Origin of the sequence: Enterococcus sp. DIV0802b, from assembly GCF_050543535.1 — a bacterium.
GTDB lineage: Bacteria > Bacillota > Bacilli > Lactobacillales > Enterococcaceae > Enterococcus_D > Enterococcus_D entomosocium.
In genome coordinates, this window is the sequence record NZ_CP172941.1 from 854,219 (window position 1) to 880,168 (window position 25,950).

General features: G+C 41.6%; 24 protein-coding genes. 17 read left to right on the top strand and 7 right to left on the bottom strand.

What is annotated here, in order from left to right; genetic code table 11:
* Window positions 1-120 precede the first annotated feature (120 nt).
* Together IGJ12_RS03855 and IGJ12_RS03860 are read left to right on the top strand one after the other, a co-directional pair.
* Window positions 121-1,413 carry a PTS sugar transporter subunit IIC gene (locus IGJ12_RS03855; RefSeq protein ID WP_005237388.1) on the top strand — a complete coding sequence of 431 codons (1,293 nt, stop codon included), beginning with the start codon at window positions 121-123 and terminating at the stop codon, window positions 1,411-1,413.
* A gap of 25 nt (window positions 1,414-1,438) precedes the next feature.
* The gene (locus IGJ12_RS03860) at window positions 1,439-2,869 is read left to right on the top strand and encodes a 6-phospho-beta-glucosidase (RefSeq protein ID WP_430601424.1); all 1,431 of its coding nucleotides are present in this window, start codon (window positions 1,439-1,441) and stop codon (window positions 2,867-2,869) included.
* A gap of 43 nt (window positions 2,870-2,912) precedes the next feature.
* On the opposite strand, the gene IGJ12_RS03865 is transcribed toward IGJ12_RS03860, so the two are convergent.
* Entirely contained in the window at window positions 2,913-3,557 is a 645-nt protein-coding gene (locus tag IGJ12_RS03865) for a CPBP family intramembrane glutamic endopeptidase (protein WP_430619375.1), read from the bottom strand.
* Between the two features lie 217 nt (window positions 3,558-3,774).
* Between IGJ12_RS03865 and groES the strand changes: the two genes are divergently transcribed.
* Entirely contained in the window at window positions 3,775-4,059 is a 285-nt protein-coding gene (gene groES, locus IGJ12_RS03870) for a co-chaperone GroES (protein WP_005225291.1), read from the top strand.
* Window positions 4,060-4,091: 32 nt separating this feature from the next.
* Entirely contained in the window at window positions 4,092-5,720 is a 1,629-nt protein-coding gene (groL, locus tag IGJ12_RS03875; protein WP_005237384.1) for a chaperonin GroEL, read from the top strand.
* A gap of 205 nt (window positions 5,721-5,925) precedes the next feature.
* Here the strand turns inward: groL and IGJ12_RS03880 are convergent, their stop codons facing one another.
* Window positions 5,926-6,123: a hypothetical protein gene (locus IGJ12_RS03880; protein ID WP_005237371.1), complete on the bottom strand. Its 198-nt coding sequence runs from the start codon at window positions 6,121-6,123 to the stop codon at window positions 5,926-5,928.
* A 399-nt stretch (window positions 6,124-6,522) separates the two neighbouring features.
* Between IGJ12_RS03880 and IGJ12_RS03885 the strand changes: the two genes are divergently transcribed.
* From IGJ12_RS03885 to IGJ12_RS03895, 3 genes are all read left to right on the top strand, one after another.
* Window positions 6,523-7,269 carry a YcjF family protein gene (locus tag IGJ12_RS03885; protein ID WP_430619376.1) on the top strand — a complete coding sequence of 249 codons (747 nt, stop codon included), beginning with the start codon at window positions 6,523-6,525 and terminating at the stop codon, window positions 7,267-7,269.
* Window positions 7,270-7,367: 98 nt separating this feature from the next.
* Entirely contained in the window at window positions 7,368-7,874 is a 507-nt protein-coding gene (locus IGJ12_RS03890) for a hypothetical protein (protein WP_016620620.1), read from the top strand.
* Window positions 7,874-9,193: a glycosyltransferase family 2 protein gene (locus IGJ12_RS03895; RefSeq protein ID WP_430619377.1), complete on the top strand. Its 1,320-nt coding sequence runs from the start codon at window positions 7,874-7,876 to the stop codon at window positions 9,191-9,193. Before IGJ12_RS03890 ends, IGJ12_RS03895 begins: the two co-directional genes overlap by 1 nt.
* A gap of 64 nt (window positions 9,194-9,257) precedes the next feature.
* On the opposite strand, the gene IGJ12_RS03900 is transcribed toward IGJ12_RS03895, so the two are convergent.
* A complete protein-coding gene (locus tag IGJ12_RS03900; RefSeq protein ID WP_042890025.1) occupies window positions 9,258-9,956 on the bottom strand; it encodes a GntR family transcriptional regulator in 699 nt (232 codons plus the stop codon).
* Window positions 9,957-10,155: 199 nt separating this feature from the next.
* On the opposite strand from IGJ12_RS03900, the gene IGJ12_RS03905 reads away from it, so the two are divergent.
* The 4 genes from IGJ12_RS03905 to IGJ12_RS03920 all read left to right on the top strand — a co-directional run bounded on the left by IGJ12_RS03905 (window position 10,156) and on the right by IGJ12_RS03920 (window position 13,838).
* On the top strand, window positions 10,156-11,535 hold the full coding sequence (locus tag IGJ12_RS03905; RefSeq protein WP_244733261.1) for a glycoside hydrolase family 1 protein: 1,380 nt from the start codon (window positions 10,156-10,158) through the stop codon (window positions 11,533-11,535).
* 12 nt (window positions 11,536-11,547) lie between these two features.
* Entirely contained in the window at window positions 11,548-12,861 is a 1,314-nt protein-coding gene (locus tag IGJ12_RS03910) for a PTS sugar transporter subunit IIC (RefSeq protein WP_430619378.1), read from the top strand.
* A gap of 147 nt (window positions 12,862-13,008) precedes the next feature.
* The gene (locus IGJ12_RS03915; RefSeq protein WP_005237365.1) at window positions 13,009-13,308 is read left to right on the top strand and encodes a MazG-like family protein; all 300 of its coding nucleotides are present in this window, start codon (window positions 13,009-13,011) and stop codon (window positions 13,306-13,308) included.
* 71 nt (window positions 13,309-13,379) lie between these two features.
* Window positions 13,380-13,838 carry a GNAT family N-acetyltransferase gene (locus tag IGJ12_RS03920; protein WP_430619379.1) on the top strand — a complete coding sequence of 153 codons (459 nt, stop codon included), beginning with the start codon at window positions 13,380-13,382 and terminating at the stop codon, window positions 13,836-13,838.
* A 345-nt stretch (window positions 13,839-14,183) separates the two neighbouring features.
* On the opposite strand, the gene IGJ12_RS03925 is transcribed toward IGJ12_RS03920, so the two are convergent.
* Window positions 14,184-14,324 (bottom strand): hypothetical protein, encoded by a 141-nt coding sequence (locus tag IGJ12_RS03925; RefSeq protein ID WP_005237363.1) that lies wholly within the window; start codon window positions 14,322-14,324, stop codon window positions 14,184-14,186.
* A 612-nt stretch (window positions 14,325-14,936) separates the two neighbouring features.
* Between IGJ12_RS03925 and IGJ12_RS03930 the strand changes: the two genes are divergently transcribed.
* Together IGJ12_RS03930 and IGJ12_RS03935 are read left to right on the top strand one after the other, a co-directional pair.
* Window positions 14,937-16,580, top strand: a complete 1,644-nt coding sequence (locus tag IGJ12_RS03930) for an SH3 domain-containing protein (RefSeq protein ID WP_008377254.1) — start codon at window positions 14,937-14,939, stop codon at window positions 16,578-16,580.
* Window positions 16,581-16,824: 244 nt separating this feature from the next.
* Window positions 16,825-18,597 (top strand): oleate hydratase, encoded by a 1,773-nt coding sequence (locus IGJ12_RS03935; protein ID WP_008377255.1) that lies wholly within the window; start codon window positions 16,825-16,827, stop codon window positions 18,595-18,597.
* Between the two features lie 87 nt (window positions 18,598-18,684).
* On the opposite strand, the gene IGJ12_RS03940 is transcribed toward IGJ12_RS03935, so the two are convergent.
* Window positions 18,685-19,473, bottom strand: coding sequence for a MerR family transcriptional regulator (locus tag IGJ12_RS03940; RefSeq protein ID WP_430619380.1), 789 nt, complete (start codon window positions 19,471-19,473; stop codon window positions 18,685-18,687).
* A gap of 73 nt (window positions 19,474-19,546) precedes the next feature.
* Here IGJ12_RS03940 and IGJ12_RS03945 point away from each other — a divergent pair, with 73 nt between their 5' ends.
* From IGJ12_RS03945 to IGJ12_RS03960, 4 genes are all read left to right on the top strand, one after another.
* Window positions 19,547-20,170, top strand: a complete 624-nt coding sequence (locus IGJ12_RS03945) for a GNAT family N-acetyltransferase (RefSeq protein ID WP_430619381.1) — start codon at window positions 19,547-19,549, stop codon at window positions 20,168-20,170.
* A 156-nt stretch (window positions 20,171-20,326) separates the two neighbouring features.
* Window positions 20,327-21,166, top strand: coding sequence for a Cof-type HAD-IIB family hydrolase (locus IGJ12_RS03950; protein ID WP_005237353.1), 840 nt, complete (start codon window positions 20,327-20,329; stop codon window positions 21,164-21,166).
* 108 nt (window positions 21,167-21,274) lie between these two features.
* Window positions 21,275-22,222, top strand: coding sequence for a hypothetical protein (locus tag IGJ12_RS03955; RefSeq protein ID WP_430619382.1), 948 nt, complete (start codon window positions 21,275-21,277; stop codon window positions 22,220-22,222).
* A 228-nt stretch (window positions 22,223-22,450) separates the two neighbouring features.
* The gene (locus IGJ12_RS03960) at window positions 22,451-24,115 is read left to right on the top strand and encodes a peptide ABC transporter substrate-binding protein (protein ID WP_005237349.1); all 1,665 of its coding nucleotides are present in this window, start codon (window positions 22,451-22,453) and stop codon (window positions 24,113-24,115) included.
* A 193-nt stretch (window positions 24,116-24,308) separates the two neighbouring features.
* On the opposite strand, the gene IGJ12_RS03965 is transcribed toward IGJ12_RS03960, so the two are convergent.
* Both IGJ12_RS03965 and IGJ12_RS03970 read right to left on the bottom strand, forming a co-directional pair.
* Window positions 24,309-24,890 (bottom strand): polymer-forming cytoskeletal protein, encoded by a 582-nt coding sequence (locus IGJ12_RS03965; protein WP_005237347.1) that lies wholly within the window; start codon window positions 24,888-24,890, stop codon window positions 24,309-24,311.
* 245 nt (window positions 24,891-25,135) lie between these two features.
* Window positions 25,136-25,945, bottom strand: a complete 810-nt coding sequence (locus tag IGJ12_RS03970; RefSeq protein ID WP_008377267.1) for a MurR/RpiR family transcriptional regulator — start codon at window positions 25,943-25,945, stop codon at window positions 25,136-25,138.
* Window positions 25,946-25,950 lie beyond the last annotated feature (5 nt).

Here is a 25,950-nt window from a genome sequence, read left to right on the forward strand (position 1 = left end):
GTTGGAACATGTTTCATAACTTAGAAAAGCTATAGGCAAGGGGAATATTATCCATTAAGATTTATTTGTAAGCGAATTCACTGGCCGGTGGATGGAATTTTATTTTAGGAGTGATGTGAGATGAACGAATGGATCAATGAGAAATTATTACCCCCAATATTAAAATTTGTTAATACGAAAGCAATCACTGCATTAAGAAACGGTATGCTTTATACGATGCCCTTTTCAATCGTAGGATCGATTTTCCTGCTATTAGCAAACTTTCCCGTCCAGTCGATTGCGGATTGGGTAACGAATAGCGGCTTAGGTGAATACTTCAACCAAGCCTATGGCGCCTCTTTTGCAATTATGGCCTTTTTCGCCGTAATGGGCATCGCCTATTCGTATGTAAAAGCAGAAGGTTACGAAGGACTCCCTGCAGGAATGATTGGTTTAGTTATTTTCTTATTAACTATGGAGTCAAGTGTAACGGATGCTGAAGCAAATGTGACCATCGCAAATGTCATTGATAAAACATGGACTGGTGGACAAGGCATGATCAGTGCCATCTTAGTAGGGCTTTTTGTGGGTTGGGGCTATACTTGGTTCTTAAAACGCGACATCCGGATCAAACTGCCAGAACAAGTACCCACCAATGTTGCAAACTCATTTACAGCGTTGATTCCGGCAGCTGTTTTGACGACCATCGCATTAGGCATTTATGTTTTCTTTGATAAAGTCTTTCAGACAACCGTGGTCGAATGGATCTACACCGTGATTCAAAGTCCAATGCAAGGTGTGACGGATTCTCTTGGCGGTGCAATGATGCTAGGCTTCTTAGTACCATTCTTGTGGTTCTTCGGGGTTCATGGTTCGACGATCGTGGGCGGCATCATGGGGCCGATTTTACAAGCCAATTCATTAGCAAATACGGCTATTCTTGAATCTGGTAAAGCATTGACATTGGAAAATGGGGGACACATCGTGACCCAACAGTTTTTAGATCAATTTATGACGGTAACTGGCGCAGGAATGACGATTGGCATCGTGCTATATATGGTGGCTTTTGCTCGTTCAGCGCAGTTCAAACAATTAGGACGTCTCTCCTTGATCCCAGCATTCTTTAATATCAATGAACCAATTATTTTTGCGACACCGATCGTCATGAATCCGATCATGGTATTACCATTTATTTTGACACCGATGGTTTCAGGCGTGATCACGTATTTTGCACTTTATACCGGTATCGTACCGCTATTTACTGCTGTGCAAGTTCCGTGGACGACCCCACCGATCATTTCAGGTTTTCTAGTAGGGGGCATCCGGACCGCTATTTTACAATTTGTTGTTTTAGCAATCGGCTTCTTTATTTACTATCCTTTCATTCGTAAGGTCGATAGTTTGAACTATAAACAAGAAACAGAGATCGTTTAATACCAAGGAAGCAGGTTGAAAAGAAATGAATAAACTTAGAAACGATTTTTTATGGGGTGGCGCAGTCGCTGCTCATCAATTGGAAGGCGGCTATCGTTCGGGCGGAAAAGGCGTGAGTGTCGCTGATGTCATGACAGTCGGAGGCAACGGAATTCCTCGCCGAATCACGGAAGGTATCCAACCGGGCGAAAGTTATCCCAATCATGAAGCGATCGATTTTTATCATCGGTATCCTGAAGACATCAAGCTTTTTGCCGAATTAGGGTTGAAGTGCTTCCGAACATCGATTGCCTGGACCCGTATTTTTCCAGAAGGTGATGAACGCGAGCCAAATGAGGAAGGCTTGGCCTTTTATGATCAATTATTCGATGAGTGTTTACGCTATGGCATTGAGCCGGTTATTACCCTTTCTCACTTTGAAATGCCCTATCATTTAGTTACCGAATACGGAGGTTGGCGTAACCGTAAGTTGATCGATTTGTTTGTCCGCTTTGCAGAAGTTTGTTTTACGCGCTATCAAAAGAAAGTGAAGTATTGGATGACTTTCAATGAAATCAACAATCAAGCAAACTACAAAGAAGATTTTGCGCCGTTTACCAATTCCGGTCTGTTCTTTACCGAAGGAGAAGACCGAGAAAAAATCATGTACCAAGCAGCCCATTACGAACTCGTTGCCAGTGCGAAAACGGTGGCGCTAGGGCATGCAATCAATCCTGCGTTTCAAATCGGATCGATGATCGCGATGTGTCCAATCTATCCGTATTCTTGCGATCCCAAAGACATGATGGCAGCCACGGTGGCCATGCAGCGCCGCTATTGGTTTTCAGATGTGCATGCCCGTGGACACTATCCGAGATATATGCGCAGCTATTTTGAGAGAAAACAATTTGATTTAGATATCACCCCTGAAGATGAAGCAATTTTGGCAAACGGCTGTGTTGACTACATCGGCTTTAGTTACTATATGTCTTTTGCGATCAAAGGTAAGGAAAATGATCCAACCTATGACTATGATGAGAGCCAAGATCTGGTGGATAATCCCTATGTTGATGCTTCCGAATGGGGCTGGCAGATTGATCCCGTGGGCTTACGCTACGCCATGAATTGGTTCAACGAACGCTACGAATTGCCGCTCTTCATTGTAGAAAATGGCTTTGGTGCCGTAGATACAGTGGAAGAGGATGGACAGATCCATGATGACTACCGTATTGATTACCTGAAAGCCCATATCGAAATGATGAAAGAAGCAGTAGCTTATGATGGCGTCGACTTATTAGGTTATACACCGTGGGGCATCATTGACTTAGTTTCTGCTGGTACAGGGGAAATGAAGAAACGCTATGGTGTGATCTATGTGGACAAAGACAATGAAGGAAATGGGACCCTTGATCGTCGGAAGAAAGATTCATTTGCATGGTATCAGCAAGTGATTGCGTCCAATGGCATGAAGGTATAAAGAAAAAAACGTTACGCAAAATTTCTGCGTAGCGTTTTTTTCTTTAGGGCATTTGGATATAGCCGTAATGAAGCAACAACTGAATAATAATAACTAAAGTGTTCATTCCCACATGGGTAATCATGGAAGTCCAAATGCTGCCGGTCAAGGCATAAAGCCCAGAAAAGAACAGTCCTAAGAAAATATAGACTAAGAGATGATTGTCATTATGGGCAAAGGCAAAGGCTACAGCGCTGACCACTACACCGACCCAAACATTGCTGTATTTCCCAATGATGCCAACTAAGGCTCTGCGGAAGACAAATTCTTCCATAATTGGTCCACCAACCATTGCCGCGAGGACGAACAGTGGGTTTTGTAGCACAATAGCAATGATATTTTCGGTATTTTGCGAAGCACTGACTTCACCGAAAAAGGATTCGATAAAAATGGCTAGATTTTGCAACAAGATCGCTGCAATAATACCTGTCAGTCCATAAATAAGAATCGATGAAATTTTTGATCTTTTGTGTTCAAACGATAACGGTTCCGTTTGTTTGAAATACAAGAAAAACATGATCGCAGCACCAACTAAATAACCAATCGTTGTTGCGGCCACTTGATGTCCGCTAGGGATGAAGGCGATCGGTAGAAAAAAGACGATGCCGTAAGTAAGAATCGTGGACAAAGAATATTTTGATAAAGACATAGTTGTTTCCTCACACTCCTTTGCTTCATTATAGACTAGGTTGCTTCTAGAAACAAAAAATCCTACTATTTTTATCAATCAAATAGAAATGCAAAAAAAATTTAGCAAAAGGCTTGCAAAAATTTGGGAAAATGAGTAATATTGAAAATGTAAGTTAGCACTCGATACAAGAGAGTGCTAATACTAAATTCTATAACATTCATTGGAGGGATTTATCGTGTTAAGACCATTAGGTGATCGTGTGATTATCGAAGTCGCAAAAGAAGAAGAAAAAACTGTAGGCGGAATCGTGCTTGCATCAGCAGCAAAAGAAAAACCACAAACGGGTACCGTTATTGCAGTCGGCGAAGGACGCACGCTCGAAAACGGTGAAAAAGCTCCTGTTGCTGTCAACGTTGGCGAACAAGTAATGTTTGAAAAATACGCTGGCACAGAAGTGAAATATGAAGGAACAGAATATTTGATCGTTGCTGCAAAAGATATCATTGCAGTAGTAGAATAAGAAAAATAAAAAATACTTGAGGTGATGAAATCATGGCAAAAGAAATCAAATTTGCAGAAGACGCACGCGCAGCAATGCTTCGTGGGGTAGATAAATTAGCAGATACAGTAAAAGTAACCTTAGGTCCTAAAGGTCGTAACGTGGTTTTAGAAAAATCTTACGGTTCACCATTGATTACAAATGACGGTGTAACGATCGCTAAAGAAATCGAATTAGAAGATCATTTTGAAAACATGGGCGCAAAACTTGTTTCTGAAGTCGCTTCAAAAACAAACGATATCGCTGGTGACGGAACAACGACTGCTACGTTATTGACACAAGCAATCGTTCGTGAAGGATTGAAAAATGTCACCGCTGGTGCGAACCCATTAGGTATTCGTCGTGGGATCGAAATGGCAACAAAAGTGGCTGTAGAAGAGCTACACAACATTTCATCAATCGTTGATTCAAAAGAAGCAATCGCACAAGTTGGTGCTGTTTCTTCTGGTAGTGAAAAAGTTGGTCAATACATCGCTGATGCAATGGAAAAAGTCGGCAATGACGGTGTTATCACTATTGAAGAATCAAAAGGGATCGAAACAGAATTAGATGTTGTGGAAGGAATGCAATTTGATCGTGGGTACTTATCACAATACATGGTAACTGACAACGACAAAATGGAAGCAGCGTTAGAAAATCCATACATCTTGATCACTGACAAAAAAATCTCTAACATCCAAGATATCTTGCCATTGTTAGAACAAATCTTACAACAATCAAAACCATTATTGATCATCGCTGATGACGTTGATGGCGAAGCATTACCAACACTTGTCTTGAACAAAATCCGTGGAACATTCAACGTTGTCGCAGTGAAAGCACCAGGATTTGGTGACCGTCGTAAAGCAATGCTAGAAGACATTGCGATCTTAACTGGTGGTACAGTGATCACTGAAGACTTAGGTCTTGAGTTGAAAGATGCAACCATCGATAACTTAGGTCAAGCAAGCAAAGTGGTTGTGGATAAAGACAACACAACGATCGTTGAAGGTGCTGGTGAAAAAGAAGCAATTGACGCACGCGTTCAATTGATCAAAAACCAAATCGCTGATACAACTTCTGACTTTGACCGTGAAAAACTACAAGAACGCTTAGCAAAACTTGCTGGTGGAGTTGCAGTGATCAAAGTTGGGGCACCAACTGAAACTGAATTGAAAGAGTTGAAATTACGTATTGAAGATGCATTGAACGCAACACGTGCCGCTGTTGAAGAAGGCATGGTCTCTGGTGGTGGAACTGCCTTAGTCAATGTCATCAACAAAGTTGCAGAAATCGAAACAGATGGCGATGCAGCAACAGGTGTCAAAATCGTTTTACGTGCATTAGAAGAACCCGTTCGTCAAATTGCTGAAAATGCAGGCTACGAAGGTTCAGTCATCATCGACAAATTGAAAAACGCTGACTTAGGTGTTGGTTTCAATGCAGCAACTGGCGAATGGGTAAACATGCTAGAAGCTGGGATCGTTGACCCAACAAAAGTAACGCGTTCTGCATTACAAAACGCAGCTTCTGTTGCCGCATTATTGTTAACAACTGAAGCAGTCGTTGCCGACAAACCAGAACCAGCAGCGCCAGCAGCTCCTGCAATGGACCCATCAATGGGTATGGGCGGCATGATGTAAGCAAGCCTTGAGAACTCCTCTTTTGAGGGGTTCTTTTTTTGTGCGATCAAAAAATACTTCAACACAGAAAAAGAAAAAAAACTTTCTTCTTAGTATTCTAAGCACCAAAGAATTGGTTCATTGCTTGAATCAAAGGAGAAAGGATTGGTAAGTATGAGCTATCTATTTGTCTTGTAAAGGCAGCGTGTTTTCTAAGGAACGGCAATTACAACCGTTCCCAAAATCCCTGCGCAAACCCAGTGATAAATTCATAAAGAGCCGGTAGGAGCACAGAAACACATAAGACGAGAAAGACCATTTTCTGAACAGCGGTTAATTGCTTGAGGAAATGGTTTTTTGTGAACAATAAATACGCGATACAGATAACGGCAAGTAGCTGCAATAAATCAAATAAAATGGACAAGAAAATCACCTTTTCTAATTAGATTATATGGATGTTAGAATGATGGATTGTCTTAGCATAGAGCAAAGGGTTGAATGATATTGTTCTGAGAAAACGTGAAGATCAACGTTTATAAAGAAACGGTATTTCGACCCCAAAGAATGCGAAGATACCGCTTAAAAGAAAGTAAGTCAATAAGCCTAAATAAAAAAGGACTTTCCAATTCAATTTCTTTTTCATTCGATCCACTCCTTTTGTGTATCATAGCATAAAAAAACGATAATATAAATAAATAATCTGAAGATGCAAATTTGCATTTTTCAGTAAGTGTAAGCTCTCTCAAGCTACATTTTCGCTATCTTGAAAAACCTGAGCTAAAATAGAAAGAGGAACAAAATCATGGCTCACTTTGATTTTTAAATGAACAATGAGTCGAAAGAAGGAGACATTTCTTTGAAAAAACCATGGATAAAACGCAAAAAGAAGCAAAACGAAAATGAATTATTAACGGAACAGTCCGTTCAAGTCGAGCAAAGTCAAACGAGAGAAGAGCTGCAAGAAGAAGCGGAATTTACTTCTTTTTTTGCGGATGTCATGAAGCGAATGCCGAAAAAATCGGCTGCCCTTGTGATGAAAGGCTATGACGGATCAAAAGCTCAGGCGGAAAAAGTGTTAGCGAAAAGCAAGGATCAATTTGATCAGGTGTTTGAGGAGTTTTTGGTTGGCGTAGATGATGAAACGCGGAAAAAAGCCCACCGCACGATCCATGCGGCTTCTTTGACGGCGGCGATCATCGGCTGTTCACCGATTCCTTTTTCAGATGCAGTGTTACTCGTGCCGGTTCAGATGACGATGATGGCACGTTTGTATCGTATTTTTGGGCGGACATGGCGTGAAGGGCTAGCGAAGAGTATCTCGAAAGAGTTAGTGGTTGTGAGTTTCGGTCGCAGTGCCGTTGGTAATATCTTGAAATTTATCCCAGCAGTTGGTACCGTTGCCGGAGCTGCGATCAATGCCAGTGTGGCTAGCGGTATTACCGAAGCATTAGGCTGGGTGACCGTCAAGATGTTGAACAATGGGGAAGATGTTTTTGAGCAAGTGATGTCCTTTAAAGGCCAATTCCACACGTTGTTCAATGCGTTGAAAGTTGGCAAAAAGTCCAAGTAGGTCAAATAGAAGGACGTAGGAGGTCCATCAAAAGACGACGTGCTTTTGTTGCTTCTTTTTCTTAACAGCAAATAAATACTTTTTAAGGAGTGAGTAAAATGAAACAACGAGTGACACGGGAAGAAGTCAAAGAACGGTTGGTCACCGATGCATATTTTCAAAAAGGTCGTTCTGCTTTGAAAACCCGCCAAACGTTTTTGACGATTCTTACTTGGCTGATGGTCTTGGTTCCGTTTGTCTGGCTGGCCATCCCGCTGACTTTACCGAATCTTGCGGATCGGATCGCCTTTCGGACATATCTGGAAGAAGCAGTGACTTTTGATTTTTTGGCGTTGTTCTTAGGAATTTCTTTTTTGGTCTTGGTTCTGACGTTTACTTTGTTGACCTTGAGGAACAATCGCCGTTTCAAACGATTGCTACAAAAGCAATCGATGCATGACGAAGTTGCCTTAGAAAAACGCAAAGAAGTATTAGAAGGATTTTACGAAGAACGCTTCGGAACGAAAGAAGAGCGTCACGCTGCCAAATACTATGCCGTTGCTCCTGAACAAAACATCGGAGAAACTGAGATCCAGGATCTTTACCGTAGAAATGGGGTGGGCTGATGGTTGTCAATTTTGATACTGGGTTCCCGTGGCTGGATACATTTTTAACGGTTGTTTTAATGATTCTGTTCACGTATCCGATATTAGGAGGTTTTGCTTGGTTCATCGGGGTGATCTGCAATCGGTTTTTATTCCGCTACCGTCAGTTGGAGTGGATACCGATTCCCGAAGAAATCGAACCGATGATCACCATTATGGTACCGGCTCACAATGAAGAAATCGTTATTGAAGACACGATTCATTACTTAATGAATAACATAAACTACAGCAACTATGAAGTGTTGGTGACGGATGACGGCTCAACGGATCAAACTCCTATGATACTAGATCGCTTAATGGAACAGTACCCGAATCTAAGGGTTTTGCGTATCGAAAAAAACCAAGGGAAAGCCCATGCCTTTAATATTGGGGTAGGGTTTGCCAAAGGGGAATTGATCTTGAGTAACGACGCAGATACGGTCCCTGAACCTGATGCATTGTGGAAATATGTCAATTATTTCATTCGTCAAGATTCCATCAATATCTCTGCTATTACGGCGAATATGGACGTTCAAAATCGCACAACCATCGTCGGAAAGTCACAAACTGTTGAGTTTTCAAGTATCGTAGGAATTATTAAACGGACCCAGCAAGCTGTTTTCGGCGTCATCTATGCCTATAGCGGTGCCAACACGATGTATCGTAGAGCTGCATTGATGGATGTTGGTCTTTTTCGACAAAATCGTGCCACGGAAGATATCAGTATTGCCTGGGATCATCAATTCCATGGTTGGTTGTCCTTATTTGCGTCACGAGTGATGTTTTTCATGGAGGTACCAGAAACCCTCAAGATGCTCTATCGGCAACGGAAACGTTGGGCGAAAGGCGGGACGGAAGTGTGGTTGACCAATTTTAAAAAAGTTTTCTTACACCCTTTTGAAAATATCGGACGAACCGCCATGTTTGTGGATCAGTCCTTAAGTATTATCTGGTCATTCTTTTTCTGGTTGTCTTCGGCTTTGTTTGTTTTTTATCTGATTTATTATGGGGCAACTGGGAATTACGAGCGGATCTACCATATGTTTACGATGGCCTTTCTCTTCGTGTGTTTTGAGATGATTGCAGGGGTCATGCAGCTATTTACCAGTCTCTTAGTGGATGATAACCGCAGCAAGCTGAAGTATTTCCGCTTTGCCCCTTTTTACATGCTGTTTTACTGGATGATTAATGCCATAACGATCGTCACTACCTTTATTCCAGCCGTCAAAACCATCCTTGGCTACGGTAGCGGCGTTTGGGTCAGTCCTGAGCGAACGGCGAAAAAAACCGAAGAATCTTAACGAGTTCACCTTTCCTAGACAATAAAAACAAGTCTGAGTTTTCTTCAGGCTTGTTTTTTTGCCATTAAGGTTCAGAAAGATAGTAAATCTCACGATTTTGGTAAGGATAACGAGTTTGCGAAAATTCGAAGGGCCGCCCGTCGGAGAGACGAGCAACTTGTTCTAATTCTAAGATCGGATCATTGGGATCGACTTCTAAATATTTGATATCATAGGAATCTGCTTTGTCGGCACGGATTTTACGTATGGCGGGACCTATTTTGAGGTGTAAGGAATCAGTGATATATCGATAGATCGAGTGTTCAAGGATCGCCATATCAATATCGGGAATGGTTTTGATGGGCATGATCGTGTACTCCAATTCAAAGGGTTCGTTATCAACATAGCGCAGTCGTACGATATCATAAACAGGTTCGTTTTCTCGCAAGGACAAGTAATCCATTTCGTTGGCTTCTGGGAAACGAACATTGAAACTAATGATTTTACTTTGCACTTTATGCCGCCCGCCATATCGGTTGACTAGACCGATATACTCATTGATCTGTCCTTGGTAGCTCGCTGAATTGACATAGGTGCCATGACCTCTTTTGGTGGAAATCAGGCCTTCTTGCTTCAGTTGATTTAGCGCTTTTTGGATCGTCATTCGCGAGGTTTGAAATCGTTTGGCTAACGCCGTTTGTTCCGGTAGTTTTGATAAAGATGGAAAAACACCTTCATAAATATTCGTCCGCAACTGATCAACAATCTCTTTGTATTTTGTCATAGTCATCACTCCTTATGTAAAGTAATTCATGGACTTGAGTTTTGTTTGAAGGGGATAAAAACAAGGTATATCATTAAAGAATCAACTGCAATTCAAATGTACAGAAAAAGCTTTACATGTGTGTTTGAAAAATTTACATGCCGATTTCACCTAATTATAATAGGTTTTGTAAGCGAATACAAATGATGGAGGAATCACTATGACAACATTTTATTGGGGGAACAGTGTCAGCAGTATGCAGACAGAAGGTGGTTGGAATGAAGGTGGTAAAAGCTTATCCGTTTATGATATACGGGAAGCTTCGGAACAGGCTAGCGATTGGCATGTAGCAAATGATAACTATCATGCGTATACAGAAGATTTTGATTATATGCAAGATTTGGGGATGAACATGTATCGTTTTCAAATTTCTTGGTCAAGGGTCGTTCACGATGGAGATGGTGCTTTTAATGAAGAAGGGATCGCCTTTTACGATCGTTTTATTGATGATCTGTTAGCTAAAGGAATCGAGCCTATGATTTGTTTGTACCATTTTGATATGCCCCTACATCTGGCGAAAACCTATAACGGGTTCATCAGCAAAGAAGTGAAGGACGCATTCATTCGCTTTGGAAAAGAAATGGTGGATCGTTTTGCGGATAAAGTCCATTATTGGTTAACCTTCAACGAACAAAATCTTTTCCACCAAGATCATGGTTTTAAGATCAGCGGCTATTTAGAAGGGGAAGAAACAACAGAAGAATTGTATCAAATTTTCCACAATGTCATGGTTTGCCATGCAGAGATCTGTAACTATCTTCATGAAACAACAAATGCGAAGATTGGCGGCATGCTGGCGTATTCTGAAGCGTATCCAGCGACTTGTCGTCCACAAGACATCAAAGCAGCAAGAGAGTTTGATGAATTTGCGAATTTTACTTTATTAGATTGCTATGCGCACGGCAAGTATTCGGCAGCACAAGACCGATACGTGAAAAATCATCAACTCAATATGAATATTTTACCTGGGGAATTAGAAGCGATCGCAGCGCAGAAAAATGATTACATTGCCTTTAGCTATTATGCTTCTTCTACCTTGAACGCTGAAAAAATCCCTGAAGGAACGCCGCCAAATCGGTACATGACTTTTGGAAAACAAGACAATCCGTATATTGAAACGACGGAATGGAATTGGCAAATTGATCCGCTCGGCTTCCGTGATGTCTTAAATAAAGTCTATCAGCGGTACCGGTTGCCAGTGTTTCCGATTGAAAACGGAATTGGTGTCAGAGAGCATTGGAATGGCAACGAACCGATTCAAGATGATTACCGGATTGCCTACCATCAAGAGCATATTCGAGCGATGTTTGCAGCGATGGTGGAAGATGGAGTGGTCTGTCTTGGTTATCTTGGCTGGGGACTGATCGACATTTTGAGCTCTCAAGGTGATATGGAGAAACGATACGGACTTGTGTATGTCAATCGTGGCAATCATGAGTTGCGAGATATGAAACGTGTGCCGAAAAAATCGTATGAATGGTTCAAAGAAGTGATCAAAACGAATGGTAGTACGATCTATACAAACCCATATGCAGAATAGGAGGAACAGAAAATGGCAGCAGAAAAGCGCACGTTTTTAGATAAATTTACAGAGTTTTCGGTCCGTCTCGGCAATCAGGTTCATCTTAAAAGTCTTCGTGATGCGTTTGCGACCTTAATGCCTGCCTTTATTATCGCAGGGATCGCTGTGTTGTTTAATAATGTCTTCTTTCCGTGGTTCTTAGAAGGGGCTGCCTTGGCGCGAATGCAAGTGTTTGGCAATTCCATCACCAATGGAACATTGAATATCGCCGGTTTGCTGATTGCTCCGATGATCGCCTACTTCCTTTGTCGCAACAAAAATAATCCAAGCGCTATCAATGCAACTTTTGTGGCAACGACTTGCTTAGTGGTCATGTTGGCGATGGCTCATGCCGTGATGCCAGAAGGCACCCAAGCAGAAGTGACCATCAGTGGTGTGATGCTGTTTGATGATGTCGGGACCAAAGGGATGTTTTCTGGAATCATTTGTGGGTTAGTTGCCACGGAATTATTTATTCGACTGTCAGAAAACAAGCACTTAAAAATCAATTTAGGGGATCAAGTTCCTCCTGCCGTCAGCAAATCCTTCAGCACGTTGATCCCTGCTATTTTAGTGATTTCTTTCTTTGCCTTAGTTGCGACCGTGCTAGCAGCCTTTGATACCGATCTGATTCAAATCATTTCCACAGTGATCCAAGAACCACTGCGTTTATTGAACACATCGATTTTTGGGTTCTTGATCATCTATTCAACGGGCAACTTTCTGTTTACTTTAGGCATTCACCAAACCGTCATCAATGGCACCTTATTAGATCCATTGCTGTTAGTCAATATGAATGAAAACATGCAAGCCGTGCAGGACGGTGCTGCGCCGCCCAATATCTTAAATTCAGCATTCGTGACGGTTTTCGCACAACTAGGCGGGACTGGATTTACGATCAGTTTGATCATTGCAGTGCTCTTATTCGTCCGCAATTACCAACCTTTTCGGGATGTCGTCAATCTATCCTTAGCTCCGGGTATTTTTAATATCAACGAGCCAATCATCTTTGGTTTACCGATCGTCTTCAATTTACCAATGATCATTCCCTTCGTTGCAAGTCCAATTGTTGCGACGTTGATTGGCTACTTTGCGACCGCAGTAGGATTCATTGAGCCACTTTCAGTCATGGTTCCTTGGACGACACCGCCAATTCTTAGTGCATTATTGGCATCAAAAGGGGATTTCAAAGTTGTCTTAGTTCAGGTGATCATCATCGTCGTCTGTGTAGCAATCTATTTTCCATTTCTAAAAATCGCTCAACGGGTTGCAATCAAATCTGCTGAATTGGAGCGGGCAGAATAAAAAAAAGGGAATCCTATATTATAGTGACCTACAAAAGTTAGATCAAAATTCTAACGTTTTGGGGTCACTATTTTTTGAGGTGATTTTTTTACTAAGTTTCTATTTTGAATTTTAATTAAATGGTATACTATCCCAAAAGGAGCGACTATGAAACTATCAGAAATGCAAAAAGCGATTTATCAAAACAAGATTGATCACCAATTCAATGTCACCAATATTGAAAAAGAGTTTTTGGCTTTATATGGTGAAATAGGGGAGGCCTTTGATGCCTATCGGAAGCAACAAGAGGTAGGAGAAGAATTGGCGGATGTGGCGATTTATCTTCTTGGGTTAGCAGAAATCCTTTCCATTGATCTTGAAGCAGAGATTCATAAAAAAATGGCCGTCAACCAAAAGCGCCGTTATATCAGTTATGGCAATGGCTATGCAAAACGAATCGATGATTGATACACGCACAAAAATTAGTGGATTCTTCGAGTATAGGCTCGACCGAAATAGAAAGGGAAGCAGGAGATAGGATGGAAAAGAACGTAAGCATGCGTGAATTAACAACGGCAGATTTAGCAGAAGTCGTGGACCACTATATTGCTGTATTTTCAGCAGAACCATGGAATGACCAATTGACAGTGCCGCAAATCACCGACTATGTATCATCAATGATGGCAATGAATACTTTTATTGGTTATCGACTAACAAACCGAGCATCGAATGAATTGATTGGTCTTTCATTGGGCTTTATCAAGCCCTGGTATCAAGGAAAAGAGTATGTGGTCGACACCTTTTTAATTACAGGCACGCACCAAGGAAAGGGCTTGGGTTCCACTTTCTTAGAAATGATCAAAGAGGATCTGCTCAAGAAAGAGATTCCAACGATCCTGTTAGATACCGAAGAAAGTATGCCCGCAGCGGATTTTTACAAAAAGAATGGCTTTAAACCGTTACCAGATAATGTGAGCAATTATTTATCTCTAGATTAATTCAAGCATGTCAATAACTAAAAAGTCTGCAAAAAAATCGCAGGCTTTTTAGTTATGCACAGTTTCAACAGGTTTATCCACAATATATTGTAGGAACGTGTTTTCGCCTACTAAATATTGTGTTTAAGACCCGTTGGAATAAGAAACTGTCGCTTCTTTTGAGGAAGAGTTTCCCTTTATTGCATTGATGGTAGTCATTCGGTGATTTTCAAGGTGAATTGACAATGGTTGAGATAGAAAGTATCATAGCCTGCTTTTTTTTCGATTACAATAAAGACGAGACTCGCCACCCTTCGGCGAAGCCTCGTCTTTTTACAGATCAACAAAAAAAGAAAACGCAGGATTCTACGCTTTCTTTTTCTGTTCTTCTTTTTTCTTGTCTGTGGTCGGTACGGAATCTAGGGCTTTTTTGAAAATCTCTTCTTTTTTCGTTTTGTAGTTATGTTGTCGTTCAGCATAAACTTTTTCTTTCGTCTTTGTTTTCATACTCGGTCACCTCTTCCTTTTTTTTAGTATAGCATAATTTCACAAACTTATGCAAATTCTTGGTTTTCTCCTTGGTATTATAAACTTTCGTATGAAATACATTGTGAAAATATTTCTTTCGGTAGAAGTGAGGGACTTCTCTATCAAAAAATTCGTATCCAGTTGGAAGCGATGTAACAGGATTTCATCATAGCGTCGATCACACTGGTAAAAGAAGCATTCTTTTTGAAAAAACTTTTTTCACAGAATCCCGTGTGTAAAAAAGGAATGATAAATGGGTGATTTTAGTATCGATTTTTGAAAAAGGGGATCAGGAAAGAAATGTTATTCAAATAACAGTCTTGATTTTCAAAAAGTGGGTTTGTTTGTAAAAAAAATCCTGTTTTTATTCGCGAATTAAAATAACGTTGAATGAAATAGCATTTTTTTGTTGTTTATAGAAATCTTTGTAAATATAGTGCCAACGGTCAGCGTCAAAGAGAAAGTGATTAAAAAGAATAACGCAGGAAAATAAATGACACGTTTTATTAAACGCAAATTAAAAAAATACAAAACGAAAACAATATCAAAAAATATTAATTTTTGTTAAAATGGGGTACAGGGGGTGTTTTATTGGAATCTCGGAAAATCAAACGGAAGCGTTTAGTGAAACAAAAACGGTCCCTTTTCGTACAAAAAGGATTGGGTATCACAGCAGCGTTAGCATCAACATCAGGTGTCTTTACGTCTCTTGCTCATGCGACCGAAACGACGAACGCTTCGTCATCAACCAACACAACTGCTACTCTTGCCAGATCGTCAGCTGAAACGGCGATCAATCGACAATTTAAAACAACAGCTTCACTGAATGTTCGTTCAAATGCTTCAACAAGTGCCTCTATCGTAAGTGGTGTAGGAGCAAATACAACAATCACTGCGGTGGCTCAAAAGAACGGTACCTCAGTGAATGGCAATACAATATGGTATAAGCTATCAACAGGCGGCTGGATCTCAGGGGCTTATGTGAAGAGCACCTCAGGCTCTTCTTCTGCCAATACAGGCTCGTCCAATTCGTCGTCTTCTTCATCGGAAAAAGCAATTTCGAAATCAGTGAAAACGACTACTGCATTGAACGTCCGTTCAAATGCAACGACAAGTTCTAGTGTCGTACGCGGTTTGAGCAGTAATGCGACAGTACAGGTCGTTGCACAAAAGAGTGGGACATCGGTGAATGGCACGACCACTTGGTACAAATTGTCCACAGGCGGTTGGATCACGGCAGCCTATGTCAAAGATGTTTCCAGTAGCTCCACAGGCAATAGTTCTTCTGGCGGCAATACAAGTGTTTCTGCAGAAACGGCTATCAGCAAGAACGTGAAAACAACAGCGGCATTAAATGTTCGTTCGAGTGCGTCAACAAGCGGCAGTGTCGTTGGCAGCCTAAGCAACAGCACGACGGTGAAGGTCGTTGCCCAGAAAAATGGCACATCCGTTGGCGGCACCAATGTTTGGTACAAAGTATCGACTGGTGGCTGGATCACAGCGGCATATGTGCGTGACGTCACGTCTAGTTCTGGAAATACAAGTAATAACAATAATTCAAACACAGGTTCAAACAATACTGGTTCATCAAACGGCTCAAGCAATGCGAGTGAGCAAGCCATCAATAAGACGTTCCAAACAACCACTGGGATGAATGTGCGCTCAAATGCATCGACTTCTGCAAGTGTGGTCAGCAGTTTGGGCAGTAATGCGACCTTCAAAGCAGTGGCTCAAAAACAAGGCACGTCAGTCAATGGCAATACCACTTGGTATAAGTTATCAACTGGTGGCTGGGTATCTGCAGCATATGTCAAAGAAGTCAGTGCGACGACTCCTGGCAACAATAACAACGCAGGCAATACTAATGTTCCGATGAGCGTGAACGGAGCAGCGATCGTTGCAGAAGCTAGAAAACATATCGGCACTCCTTATCAATGGGGAGGCAAAGGACCAGATGTCTTCGACTGTTCTGGGTTTACACGCTACGTCTTCTTAAAAGTGACGGGCAAAAACATCGGTGATTGGACAGTCCCACAAGAAAGCGCAGGGACGATCATTCCTGTCTCGCAAGCACAAGCTGGCGACTTGCTGTTCTGGGGTCAAAAAGGGAATACCTACCATGTAGCGATCGCTACAAGTAATACAAGCTATATCCATGCGCCAAGCACGGGTTATACAGTCACCGAAGCACAATCAGGCTTTTCGACTGCTAGCTTCGCTCTACGCGTGAAATAAATATTTTATTGAAAAGGCAAAGGGTTTGTCCTTTGTTAGAAACGCTCCTAAGAAAGCTGCAATCAGTTTTCTTAGGGGCGCTTTTTGTGCTGGGCGCAGATCTTCTAAAAGGTGGGACTTTGCCCTTGTTTTTTTGACAAAAAGGCCGATTTGTCAAAATCACTTGATTTTACTAGTACAAATTTTTGTCAAAAAAAATAGTTACTGATACCATAAAAACGTACCAATATTAGGAGGGATCTACATGAGATATACGAACGGAAATTACGAAGCTTTTGCAAGAAGCAGAAAACCGAAAGATGTCGAAAAGAAAGAAGCCTATATTGTTGGTGGTGGATTAGCAGGACTTGCTGCGGCAGTCTTCTTGATCCGTGACGGCCATATGGCGGGTGAGAAAATCCACGTCCTTGAAGAACTTTCTTTATCAGGCGGTTCATTAGACGGAAAATTCATTCCCCATGATGGATTTGTGACCCGCGGCGGTCGAGAAATGGAAAATCATTTTGAGTGTCTGTGGGATTTATTTCGCTCGATTCCGTCTTTGGAGGTGGAAGATGCTTCGGTGTTAGATGAGTTTTACTGGTTGGATCACGATGATCCAAATTCGTCTAACTGTCGGATCATCCACAATCGCGGCCAACGAGCAGCAGATGATGGAGAATTTACCTTGTCTGCTACAGCACAAAAAGAATTGACTCAATTATTTATGACTTCAGAAGATCAATTGATCGGGAAAAAAATCGAAGATGTTTTTGGCGAAGAATTCTTTGAATCCAATTTTTGGCTATACTGGTGTACGATGTTCGCCTTTGAAAAATGGCATTCGGCGATTGAAATGCGTCGCTATGTGTTGCGTTTTGTGCATCATATCGATGGCTTGCCTGATTTTACCGCGTTAAAATTTACCCGTTACAACCAATATGAGTCATTGGTCAAACCACTACTTGCTTATTTGGAAGAACAAGGAGTCGACTTCCAATATGAATGCACAGTCAGCAATATCGATGTTCGGATCGTGGGCGAGGAAAAAGTTGCTCAAAAACTTGTGCTAGAAAAAGCGGGGGCAATCGAAGAAATTCCTTTGTCAGAAGATGACTTGGTCTTTGTTACCAACGGATCGATCACTGAAAGTTCCACGCAAGGGGACCATTATACTCCAGCGCCTATCTCAAAAGCACCTGGTGGTAGCTGGCGTTTATGGAAAAACTTGGCGGCGCAATCGCCTGAGTTTGGTCATCCAGAAGTCTTTTATGAAAACTTACCTGAAGAAAGCTGGTTTGTTTCGGCAACTGTCACTTGGCAAAATTTTGATGTTGAACCTTATTTAGAAAAATTGACCCATCGCAAGTTGCGAACAGGCAGAATCGTCACTGGCGGGATCATCACCATCAAAGATTCCAATTGGATGATGAGCTTTGCGACCCATCGCCAACCGCACTTTAAAGAACAAAAAGACCAACAAACGATCACATGGGTGTATGGATTGTTGTCAAATACGCCAGGAAACTACATCAAAAAACCAATTGAACAATGTTCGGGACAAGAAATCGTGCAAGAACTGCTTTACCATTTAGGCGTGCCGGAAGCAGAAATCCAACGCATTTCAAAAGAATCAAGTGTGGCAGTTCCGGTTTACATGCCGTTTATCACTTCCTACTTCATGCTGCGTGAGCCAGGGGATCGGCCATTGGTTATTCCAAATGGCTCCAAAAACTTAGCTTTTATCGGTAATTTCGCAGAGACTGAAAGAGACACTGTTTTTACAACAGAGTATTCCGTTCGGACTGCAATGGAGGCTGTTTATCAGCTATTAGATGTGGAACGCGGGGTACCAGAAGTGTTTGCTTCCGCTTATGATCTGCGTACCTTGGCCAAAGCTGTCTATTATCTGACCGATAAGAAAAAAATCACGGAAATGGAGCTACCATTTATCGAACGGAAACTATTGGAAGGATTCGTTAAGAAAACCGAACATACCTACATTGGCGATCTGTTGAAAGAAAACCATTTGATTTAATTAAAACACAACGACGGCGAGGCGAAAGAAACTGCTCGTGGTCGTTGCGTTTTTTCATTTACTTTTTAGTGTTGTTTAGACGAATCCTTATTCCTCAGATAAAATCCGTACTTGGATCTCTGTCAAATAAGCTTGCTCGTTGCTAAGGGTCGTTTCATGGATCGATCGTTCATAGAAGTAGTCATCGATTTGCCATTGGTGCGCTGCAATCAGCTGCTTGAGTTTTTGATAGAACTGCTTCAATCCTTCGTCATCCCCCTGATAAATGGTGGTTAAATAGCAACCTGCTGGTTTCACGACGGAAGCTCGTTGTGGTTCTTCTTGCCGCACATAAACGTAGTCGATGTCCTGCGTATTGTCTTTGTTCGTCCGAATCATAAAACCGTATTCGTTATTCGAGAAAAGATAAGGCTGTGCCATCAAAAGGTCGTAGGCTTGGGTGATCATCTCTGGGATGCTGCTGCCGTTTAATCTAGGACTAAGGGAGAAATACTCCTCTGGCTGTTCCTTCAAGGTGAAGGGGGAAGTTTTTTCTGCAGCCAGACGCAAGTCCGCTGCTTTTCGTTCGATGATTTTTTGGATGTTGGACAACTGCTGAATTTTTTCATCGATGGTTTGCCGCTTGGCTTCCAATAAGTTTCTCATGGTCTCGGCATCCCCCTGCAACGCTGTTTGAATCTCTTTTAAGGGCATCGATAATTCTTTCAATGACAGGATCAATCCGAGATCCAAAAGTTGATCAAGGGAATAATACCGGTACCCGTTCTCGTCTTTGCTGTTTGGTTGAAATAGCCCAATCTCGTCATAATAGTGGAGTGTCCGAGGATTGATTCGCGCTAAGCGTGCCATTTCCGATACTTTTAATTTGGTTTTCATGGCGCTCCTCCTTGACTTTACAGTTACTGTAAACTTTATACTAAAGATAGTCAACTACTGGGAGGAAGATAGAATGAATAAACAAGTAATATATCGACCATTTAAACGAGAAGATCTGCCTGCGCTTGTGCAAGTAATTATTGATAGCTGGAACTACGACAAGCAATTTGACCAGAAGACCGCCAAACACTTTGCTCATGTCTTTTTGTGTTATGAACTTGCCCGTGCTACCTATTCACGTGTGGCTCTTTTAAATGGTGAAGCTGTCGGTATCTTATTAGCAGACAGTAAAAGAGGGAAGAAGCTTCATCCAATGCGCTATTGGGGGAAAACGATGTGGCATGCTGGCTGCTTAATGCTTTCTAATCAAGGGAGAAACACGCTGCTGCATTATGCCAAAGAGGTGGCTGAGTTAAATCAAGCGATGTTGAAAGACTTACAAATTCCTTTTCAGACCGAAGTTGGTTTGTTTGCCGTTAGTCCCAAAACACAAGGATTGGGTGTAGGCAAGCAACTCTTTACTTCCTTCTTAGCGATGGTCCAGCATGATAAAACAGCTCCGTTTTTCCTTTATACCGATACCACTTGTAATTACGGTTTTTATGAGCATATGGGCTTGAAGCGGGCAGTTGCTGTGAAACGCCGGATCAAAAAGCCGATCAAGAAGGAAATCGAGTTTTATATCTATACTTCCTAAGAGTGCAGCGATGCACTCTTTTTTTCATTGGCTAGTATGGTAAACTGGAAGCAAAGAAGGACAAGAAAGCTGTTTTCGTTTTATGGAAACGGCGCTTGTTTTGGTCGAAAGCGATGGATCAATTCGCTTTCGTAAAAAGGATGGGAATGGGAAAGGATGGTTTATTTGGAAAAAAAGCAGATTGGGTTTATTTTAAGTGATATCGATGGGACGATCTTGGATCATAAACATCAAATCGATCCGGTTTTGATTGAAGAAATCAAACGGTTGAAGCAGCAAGCGATTCCTTTTGTTTTGGCTTCCGCTCGCTCCCCGAAAGGAATGCTACCGATAGCTGAAGAATTAGAGATAGAAGACTGGCCCTTGGCTTGCTACAACGGTGCCCTGATTGGACGGTACGATCATACGGGTACGCTTGTACCAATATTTAGTCATGAGGTCAAAAAAGCAGAAGCAAAGACTTTGGTTGCTCGCATCAAAGCTGATTTTCCTGCCGTTTCGATCAATGTCTACTCTGGTGATCAGTGGTATTGCGAAAGAGTGGATCAGTGGGCACAGGCAGAAGCGGCGATCACCAAAGAGACCCCTTTGGAAACTTCATTGGAACAACTGTTGGCACAAGAAGCTTTTGAGGTACATAAGTTTCTTTTGATCGGCACAACGGCAGAAATCCAAGCGCTTCATGCTGCCTGCCAGAACGCTGACTTTTTAGAAAGCGCCTTTTATTTATCCAAAGAGAATTATTTGGAAGTCACTCATCAAGCTGTGGGAAAAGATAAGGCGCTAAATGAATTAGCGGCCTATTTCCAAGTGCCGCTGGCGCAAACCTTAGCGATCGGCGATAATTTTAATGACCTGCCAATGATTGCTTCAGCCGGTATCGGTGTTGCGATGGAGAATGCGCCCGATTTGGTCAAAGCAAAAGCTGATTTTGTGACGGCTAGCAATACAGACCATGGGGTTGCTGATGCATTGCGGCGATTTGTCACAGAATAAATAAAAAAACTAGGTTTTTTGAACAAATTGATTGACTTTCATTTCTACTCTCCTTAAACTTTTAGCTATACCTAAAAAGGTAAGTGTTTGTTGGAAAGAAGGAGAAAAATGAATAAGAAGATCGAGAAGACATTGACCAAATTTGCCGAGCCGTTGGGGCTCTCAGTTGATACTTCCACCGGGGTGATTTATGGAACGTATCATAGTTATAAACTTTTTTTAGTACAAGAGAATAACAATAGTTATTCTCTTGTGGCTCATTTTTCCCTTAGCAAAGAGGGGGAACTTCCGAACCAAGAAGAAGTCAAAGAAGTTTTAAGTGAGTCAAAAGAGATCACCGACTGTGTGATCCAAGGATATCAAGTTGCCTATACATTACGCGGAGCGATGACTGCAGGGAAAACTGTGGACAAGATCCGTACTGCGTTGGACCAATTGACGAATTTCTTGAAGACGAAAGGTTACCAAAATGCTTGTACCTTCTGCGGAACGATCACTGAGCCGGTTTCGCTGTATGCTATTGGCGGCACTCCCGTCATTGCGTGTGAAGCTTGCTTTAAGAAACAACAAGAAGCGGTCCTTGCACAAGAACGGGGAAAAGGGCAGAAAAAAGAAAATTGGCTAGCTGGAACAGTGGGCGCGTTTCTTGGTTCACTGATTGGTGCCGGCGCAATTATTTTATTGGGACAACTGGGATATGTAGCTGCATTGTCTGGAATCGCAATGGCGATCTGTGCCATCAAAGGGTATGAATTATTAGGTGGAAAACTCAGTACAAAAGGTATTATTAGTAGTATCATCGTCATGATCATTATGGTCTATGTCGGGAATCGTATCGACTGGTCGATCAGTGTAGCGAATTATTACACGGACGTTGATGTCTTCTACGCTTTCCGTATTTTACCTGATTTGATTCGTGAAGGGTATTTGGAAGCGAGTCAATATTACGGGAACTTAGGTCTGGTCTATCTCTTTACGGCGATTGGGGCTATTCCAACTATTATCGCTGCGGTACGAGAGGGTAAAGTGACGCGTCAAAGCTATAAAATGGAGTAATCCACTTTTCTATCCAAAGATAAAAAAACGCAAAGCGCGATCTCTTTCGCTTTGTGTTTTTTGTTTTTGTGTCATAAATAATAACATGCAGTGTTAACATAAAAAATAAATAATAATAAAATGAGAAAAATAGCTTGCTTTTATAATTAATATTTATTAAAATCTTATTTACATTCAGAGTTTTGTAATAATTCTGAAAATTTTGGATTTTCATAAGGGGTAGGTAAGATGAAGAAAAAATGGGGATATGGTGTCATCGCTGTTTGTGGAATCGTATTAGCAGGTTGCTCAACAGGAGGGACATCAAGTACAGGTGAAAGTTCAAGTGGTAGTGGGACAGCAGCTGCCGAACAAATTTTTAATGTTGTGGTTCAACAAGAAATGCCTAGTGCCGATCTATCCTTAGCCACCGATACGATCAGTTTCAGTGCTTTAAATAATGTGTATGAAGGGTTGTACCGCTTAGATGCTGATAGTAAGCCCGAACCAGCAGGTGCCGCCGAATTAGCGGAAGTCAGTGAAGATGGTCTGACCTATAAATTGAAATTACGTGAAGATGCCAAATGGTCAAATGGAGAACCAGTAACAGCAGCGGATTATGTCTTTGGCTGGCAACGCACCGTAAGTGCGGAAACAGGTTCTGAATATGCGTACTTATTTGCGCCCGTAACCAATGCCGAAGCGATAACAGCAGGTGAAAAAGATGCCTCAGAATTGGGGATCAAAGCAGTCAGCGACTATGAATTAGAAATCACGCTGACGACACCTACGCCATACTTCCAATACTTATTGGCATTTCCATCCTTCTTCCCACAAAGCCAAGCAGTCGTAGAAGACAACGGCGATCAATATGCTTCAACAAGCGACAATGCCGTTTACAATGGACCGTTTGTGTTAGCTGGCTTTGATGGTCCAGGAACCGATACAGAATGGTCATATGAAAAGAACGACCAATATTGGGATAAAGATACGGTGAAACTTGATACGATCAATGTCAGTGTCGTAAAAGAATCATCGACCTCTTTGAATCTATTCCAGGATGGGCAAGCGGACGACGTCATCTTAACAGGAGAATTGGCGCAGCAAATGGCCAATGATGAAGCGTTTGTGTCAGAACCATTAGCCCGTACTTCCTATATCGAGTTGAATCAGCGAGAAGAAGATTCGCCATTTCGCAATGAGGATCTGCGTAAAGCAATCTCTTATGCCATCGATCGTGATGCATTAGTGACATCGATTTTAGGTGATGGTTCATTGGCTTCCACAGGATTGATACCAAAAGGAATGACCTTTAACCCAACTGATAATACTGATTTTGTCGATGAAGCGGAAAGTGTCATTGAATACGATCAAGAAAAAGCCAAAGAACATTGGGAAAAAGCCAAAGAGGCTTTGGGAATCGATTCTTTAAGTTTTGAAATTTTGGCCTCTGACACAGACTCAACCAAAAAAGCCATTGAATATATTCAAAGTGCGATTCAAGATACGCTTGATGGGGTGAAAGTTAGCCTAAGTCCAGTACCTTTCTCCGTTCGCCTTGATCGTTCAAACTCAGGTGATTTTGATGTCGTTATGGGTGGCTGGGGTGCTGACTATGCGGATGCCAGCAGTTTTACAGATCTATTTGTAACCGATAATTCATACAACCGAGGTCGTTGGACAAGCGATGAGTACGATGCAGCAGTGAAATCATCTGCCACGACAAATGCTGGCAATCCAGATGCCCGCTGGCAAGATTTGTTGGATGCAGAGAAAATCATTATGGATCAACAAGGGGTTATCCCTGTGTACCAAAACGTTGAAGCTCATTTACGTGCACCAAAAGTAAAAGGGGTCGTTTCTCACGGTGCCGGTGCGCAATACGATTACAAGTGGGCAGTTATTGAAGAATAAGCGCCTAAAGAAGAAGCTGGTTTTGCGTAAGCAAGCCAGTTTTTTTCTTGTGCTTTGTTCTTACTTACACAATGTTAGTAATGAGAGCGGATGCAATTGTTTATAAAAAAACAAAAAAAAGTTGACAAGGATCAATGATCAACTTGTCAACCTCGTTTTTTCTTCATCTATTTCACAGAAATCCAGTGAAAGATTATTCGCTAACTGTTACGTCGCCTGTTACAGAAGCGCCATCTTCGTCAAGTGTTGCTGAATCTTGGAATTCTTTTGAAGTGAATGTTACGTTACCTTCAACTTTTGCACCGTTCAATACAAAGCCGTTTGCATTCACTTCAACGTCACCTTTGATTACACCGTGAACGATGTTGAAGTTTTCTGAGTTAACGATCAATTTAGGAACAGTTACTGTGTACTCAGCTGTTACGTTGCGGTCTTCATCTTGTGAGTACAATGCAAATTTACGGTAGATATCAGCTGAGTCATCGCCTTTATCATGGAATTCGCCATCAACGGTTACATCGTTATCAAATGTCATGTCAGCAGTTACAGCAACGATCCAGTTACCATCTGCACCCAATGCTTTTTCAATGACTGAAGTTTGGTCACTGATAGAAGCAGTTGAAACAACATCATCTGATGATTCAGTTGATGCAGCAGTTGAAGCTGCTGTTGATGATGAGCTTGCAGCTGTGTCGTTATCTGAACTACATGCAGCTAAAAGAGTGCCTCCCATAAGCAATGATGCAGCGATTAAAGTGATTTTAGTTTTTTTCATGTTTCCTTCTCCTTTGTATTCCCATAGTTTTCTTAAAAACAAAATGATTATACCATACCGAAGTGAAGTTTGTGAAACAAAAAACATAAATGAGGAGAAATTTAATAAATATCAGCCTAGGATTAAAAAAATTTCAAAGAAACTAGGAATAAATGCGTGACGCTTACGAATGAATGAGACATCTCATTCACAAAGAACCCTCCATTATGGAAGAAATGCACTTCTTCTATAATGGAGGGTCATTACTACATTCGCTTTCGATCAGTCAACTGCTTGAACTTCGATACGATCAAATCCATGATGAACTGATACATAAAGGCATGGGTTTGGAAATGGGTTTGATGAGGGAAGATGATTGCTTCTTGGACAAAGGGAAGTTCCGAGATCTGTGGGTTGGCGGTGATCACGATGACTTTGGCTTTGGTTCGATCAAAGAAATCTTTTCGAGGCGTTCCATTTCGAATTTGTTGCTTGGTCAGGTAGTCACCGGAATTGGTAAAAATAATAAAAAGCGATTCTTCATCGGCAGATTTGATGATTTCTTCCTGTACGAGATCGTCTTGGAAGGTCCGAATGAACTTGCCGTTGTAAGCTAGTTTGATCTGGAAATCAATAGCAGCCGATTCTGAGAATAATATTCCAAAAGCAAAGACATTTTTATGCGAAACAATTGCTTGTGCGACCCGTTCGATGGCTGGCAGATCAAGATGATGCCGCAGATAATCGATGTCTTGTATCACTGCGTCAAAATAGGAGTCTACGCCTTCTTGCTCCAAAGCAGACAAAATATTCGAGCGATAATTTAGCGGATTGTTGAAGCGGTTCTCGATGAAAGCTGCGTTGTCTTTTAAATCACCATAGTCATCAAAGCCTAAGGTACGGGCGAATTTTGAAACGGTTGACTTTGACACATGGCAAAGAGCGGCGAATTCACCAATACTTAGAGTTTGGATCTGATCGTAATAGTTGATCATGGTCAAACCGATATAGTAGTTGGTGGAATCAGTGGGTGCATTATTTAAAAGATTCAATAAACGAATGATTAAGAGGCCCATTTTCT

Bases quoted from the DNA above. Each gene is read 5' to 3' on its own strand.
- IGJ12_RS03940 (WP_430619380.1), bottom strand. From the start codon at position 19,473: ATGAAAACCAAATTAAAAGTATCGGAAATGGCACGCTTAGCGCGAATC.
- IGJ12_RS03895 (WP_430619377.1), top strand. From the start codon at position 7,874: ATGGTTGTCAATTTTGATACTGGGTTCCCGTGGCTGGATACATTTTTA.
- IGJ12_RS03890 (WP_016620620.1), top strand. From the start codon at position 7,368: ATGAAACAACGAGTGACACGGGAAGAAGTCAAAGAACGGTTGGTCACC.
- IGJ12_RS03950 (WP_005237353.1), top strand. From the start codon at position 20,327: ATGGTTTATTTGGAAAAAAAGCAGATTGGGTTTATTTTAAGTGATATC.
- IGJ12_RS03905 (WP_244733261.1), top strand. From the start codon at position 10,156: ATGACAACATTTTATTGGGGGAACAGTGTCAGCAGTATGCAGACAGAA.
- IGJ12_RS03915 (WP_005237365.1), top strand. From the start codon at position 13,009: ATGAAACTATCAGAAATGCAAAAAGCGATTTATCAAAACAAGATTGAT.
- IGJ12_RS03945 (WP_430619381.1), top strand. From the start codon at position 19,547: ATGAATAAACAAGTAATATATCGACCATTTAAACGAGAAGATCTGCCT.
- IGJ12_RS03970 (WP_008377267.1), bottom strand. From the start codon at position 25,945: ATGGGCCTCTTAATCATTCGTTTATTGAATCTTTTAAATAATGCACCC.
- IGJ12_RS03920 (WP_430619379.1), top strand. From the start codon at position 13,380: ATGGAAAAGAACGTAAGCATGCGTGAATTAACAACGGCAGATTTAGCA.
- IGJ12_RS03935 (WP_008377255.1), top strand. From the start codon at position 16,825: ATGAGATATACGAACGGAAATTACGAAGCTTTTGCAAGAAGCAGAAAA.
- IGJ12_RS03865 (WP_430619375.1), bottom strand. From the start codon at position 3,557: ATGTCTTTATCAAAATATTCTTTGTCCACGATTCTTACTTACGGCATC.
- IGJ12_RS03910 (WP_430619378.1), top strand. From the start codon at position 11,548: ATGGCAGCAGAAAAGCGCACGTTTTTAGATAAATTTACAGAGTTTTCG.
- IGJ12_RS03855 (WP_005237388.1), top strand. From the start codon at position 121: ATGAACGAATGGATCAATGAGAAATTATTACCCCCAATATTAAAATTT.
- IGJ12_RS03860 (WP_430601424.1), top strand. From the start codon at position 1,439: ATGAATAAACTTAGAAACGATTTTTTATGGGGTGGCGCAGTCGCTGCT.
- IGJ12_RS03900 (WP_042890025.1), bottom strand. From the start codon at position 9,956: ATGACAAAATACAAAGAGATTGTTGATCAGTTGCGGACGAATATTTAT.
- groL (WP_005237384.1), top strand. From the start codon at position 4,092: ATGGCAAAAGAAATCAAATTTGCAGAAGACGCACGCGCAGCAATGCTT.
- IGJ12_RS03965 (WP_005237347.1), bottom strand. From the start codon at position 24,890: ATGAAAAAAACTAAAATCACTTTAATCGCTGCATCATTGCTTATGGGA.
- IGJ12_RS03885 (WP_430619376.1), top strand. From the start codon at position 6,523: ATGAACAATGAGTCGAAAGAAGGAGACATTTCTTTGAAAAAACCATGG.
- IGJ12_RS03925 (WP_005237363.1), bottom strand. From the start codon at position 14,324: ATGAAAACAAAGACGAAAGAAAAAGTTTATGCTGAACGACAACATAAC.
- IGJ12_RS03960 (WP_005237349.1), top strand. From the start codon at position 22,451: ATGAAGAAAAAATGGGGATATGGTGTCATCGCTGTTTGTGGAATCGTA.
- IGJ12_RS03955 (WP_430619382.1), top strand. From the start codon at position 21,275: ATGAATAAGAAGATCGAGAAGACATTGACCAAATTTGCCGAGCCGTTG.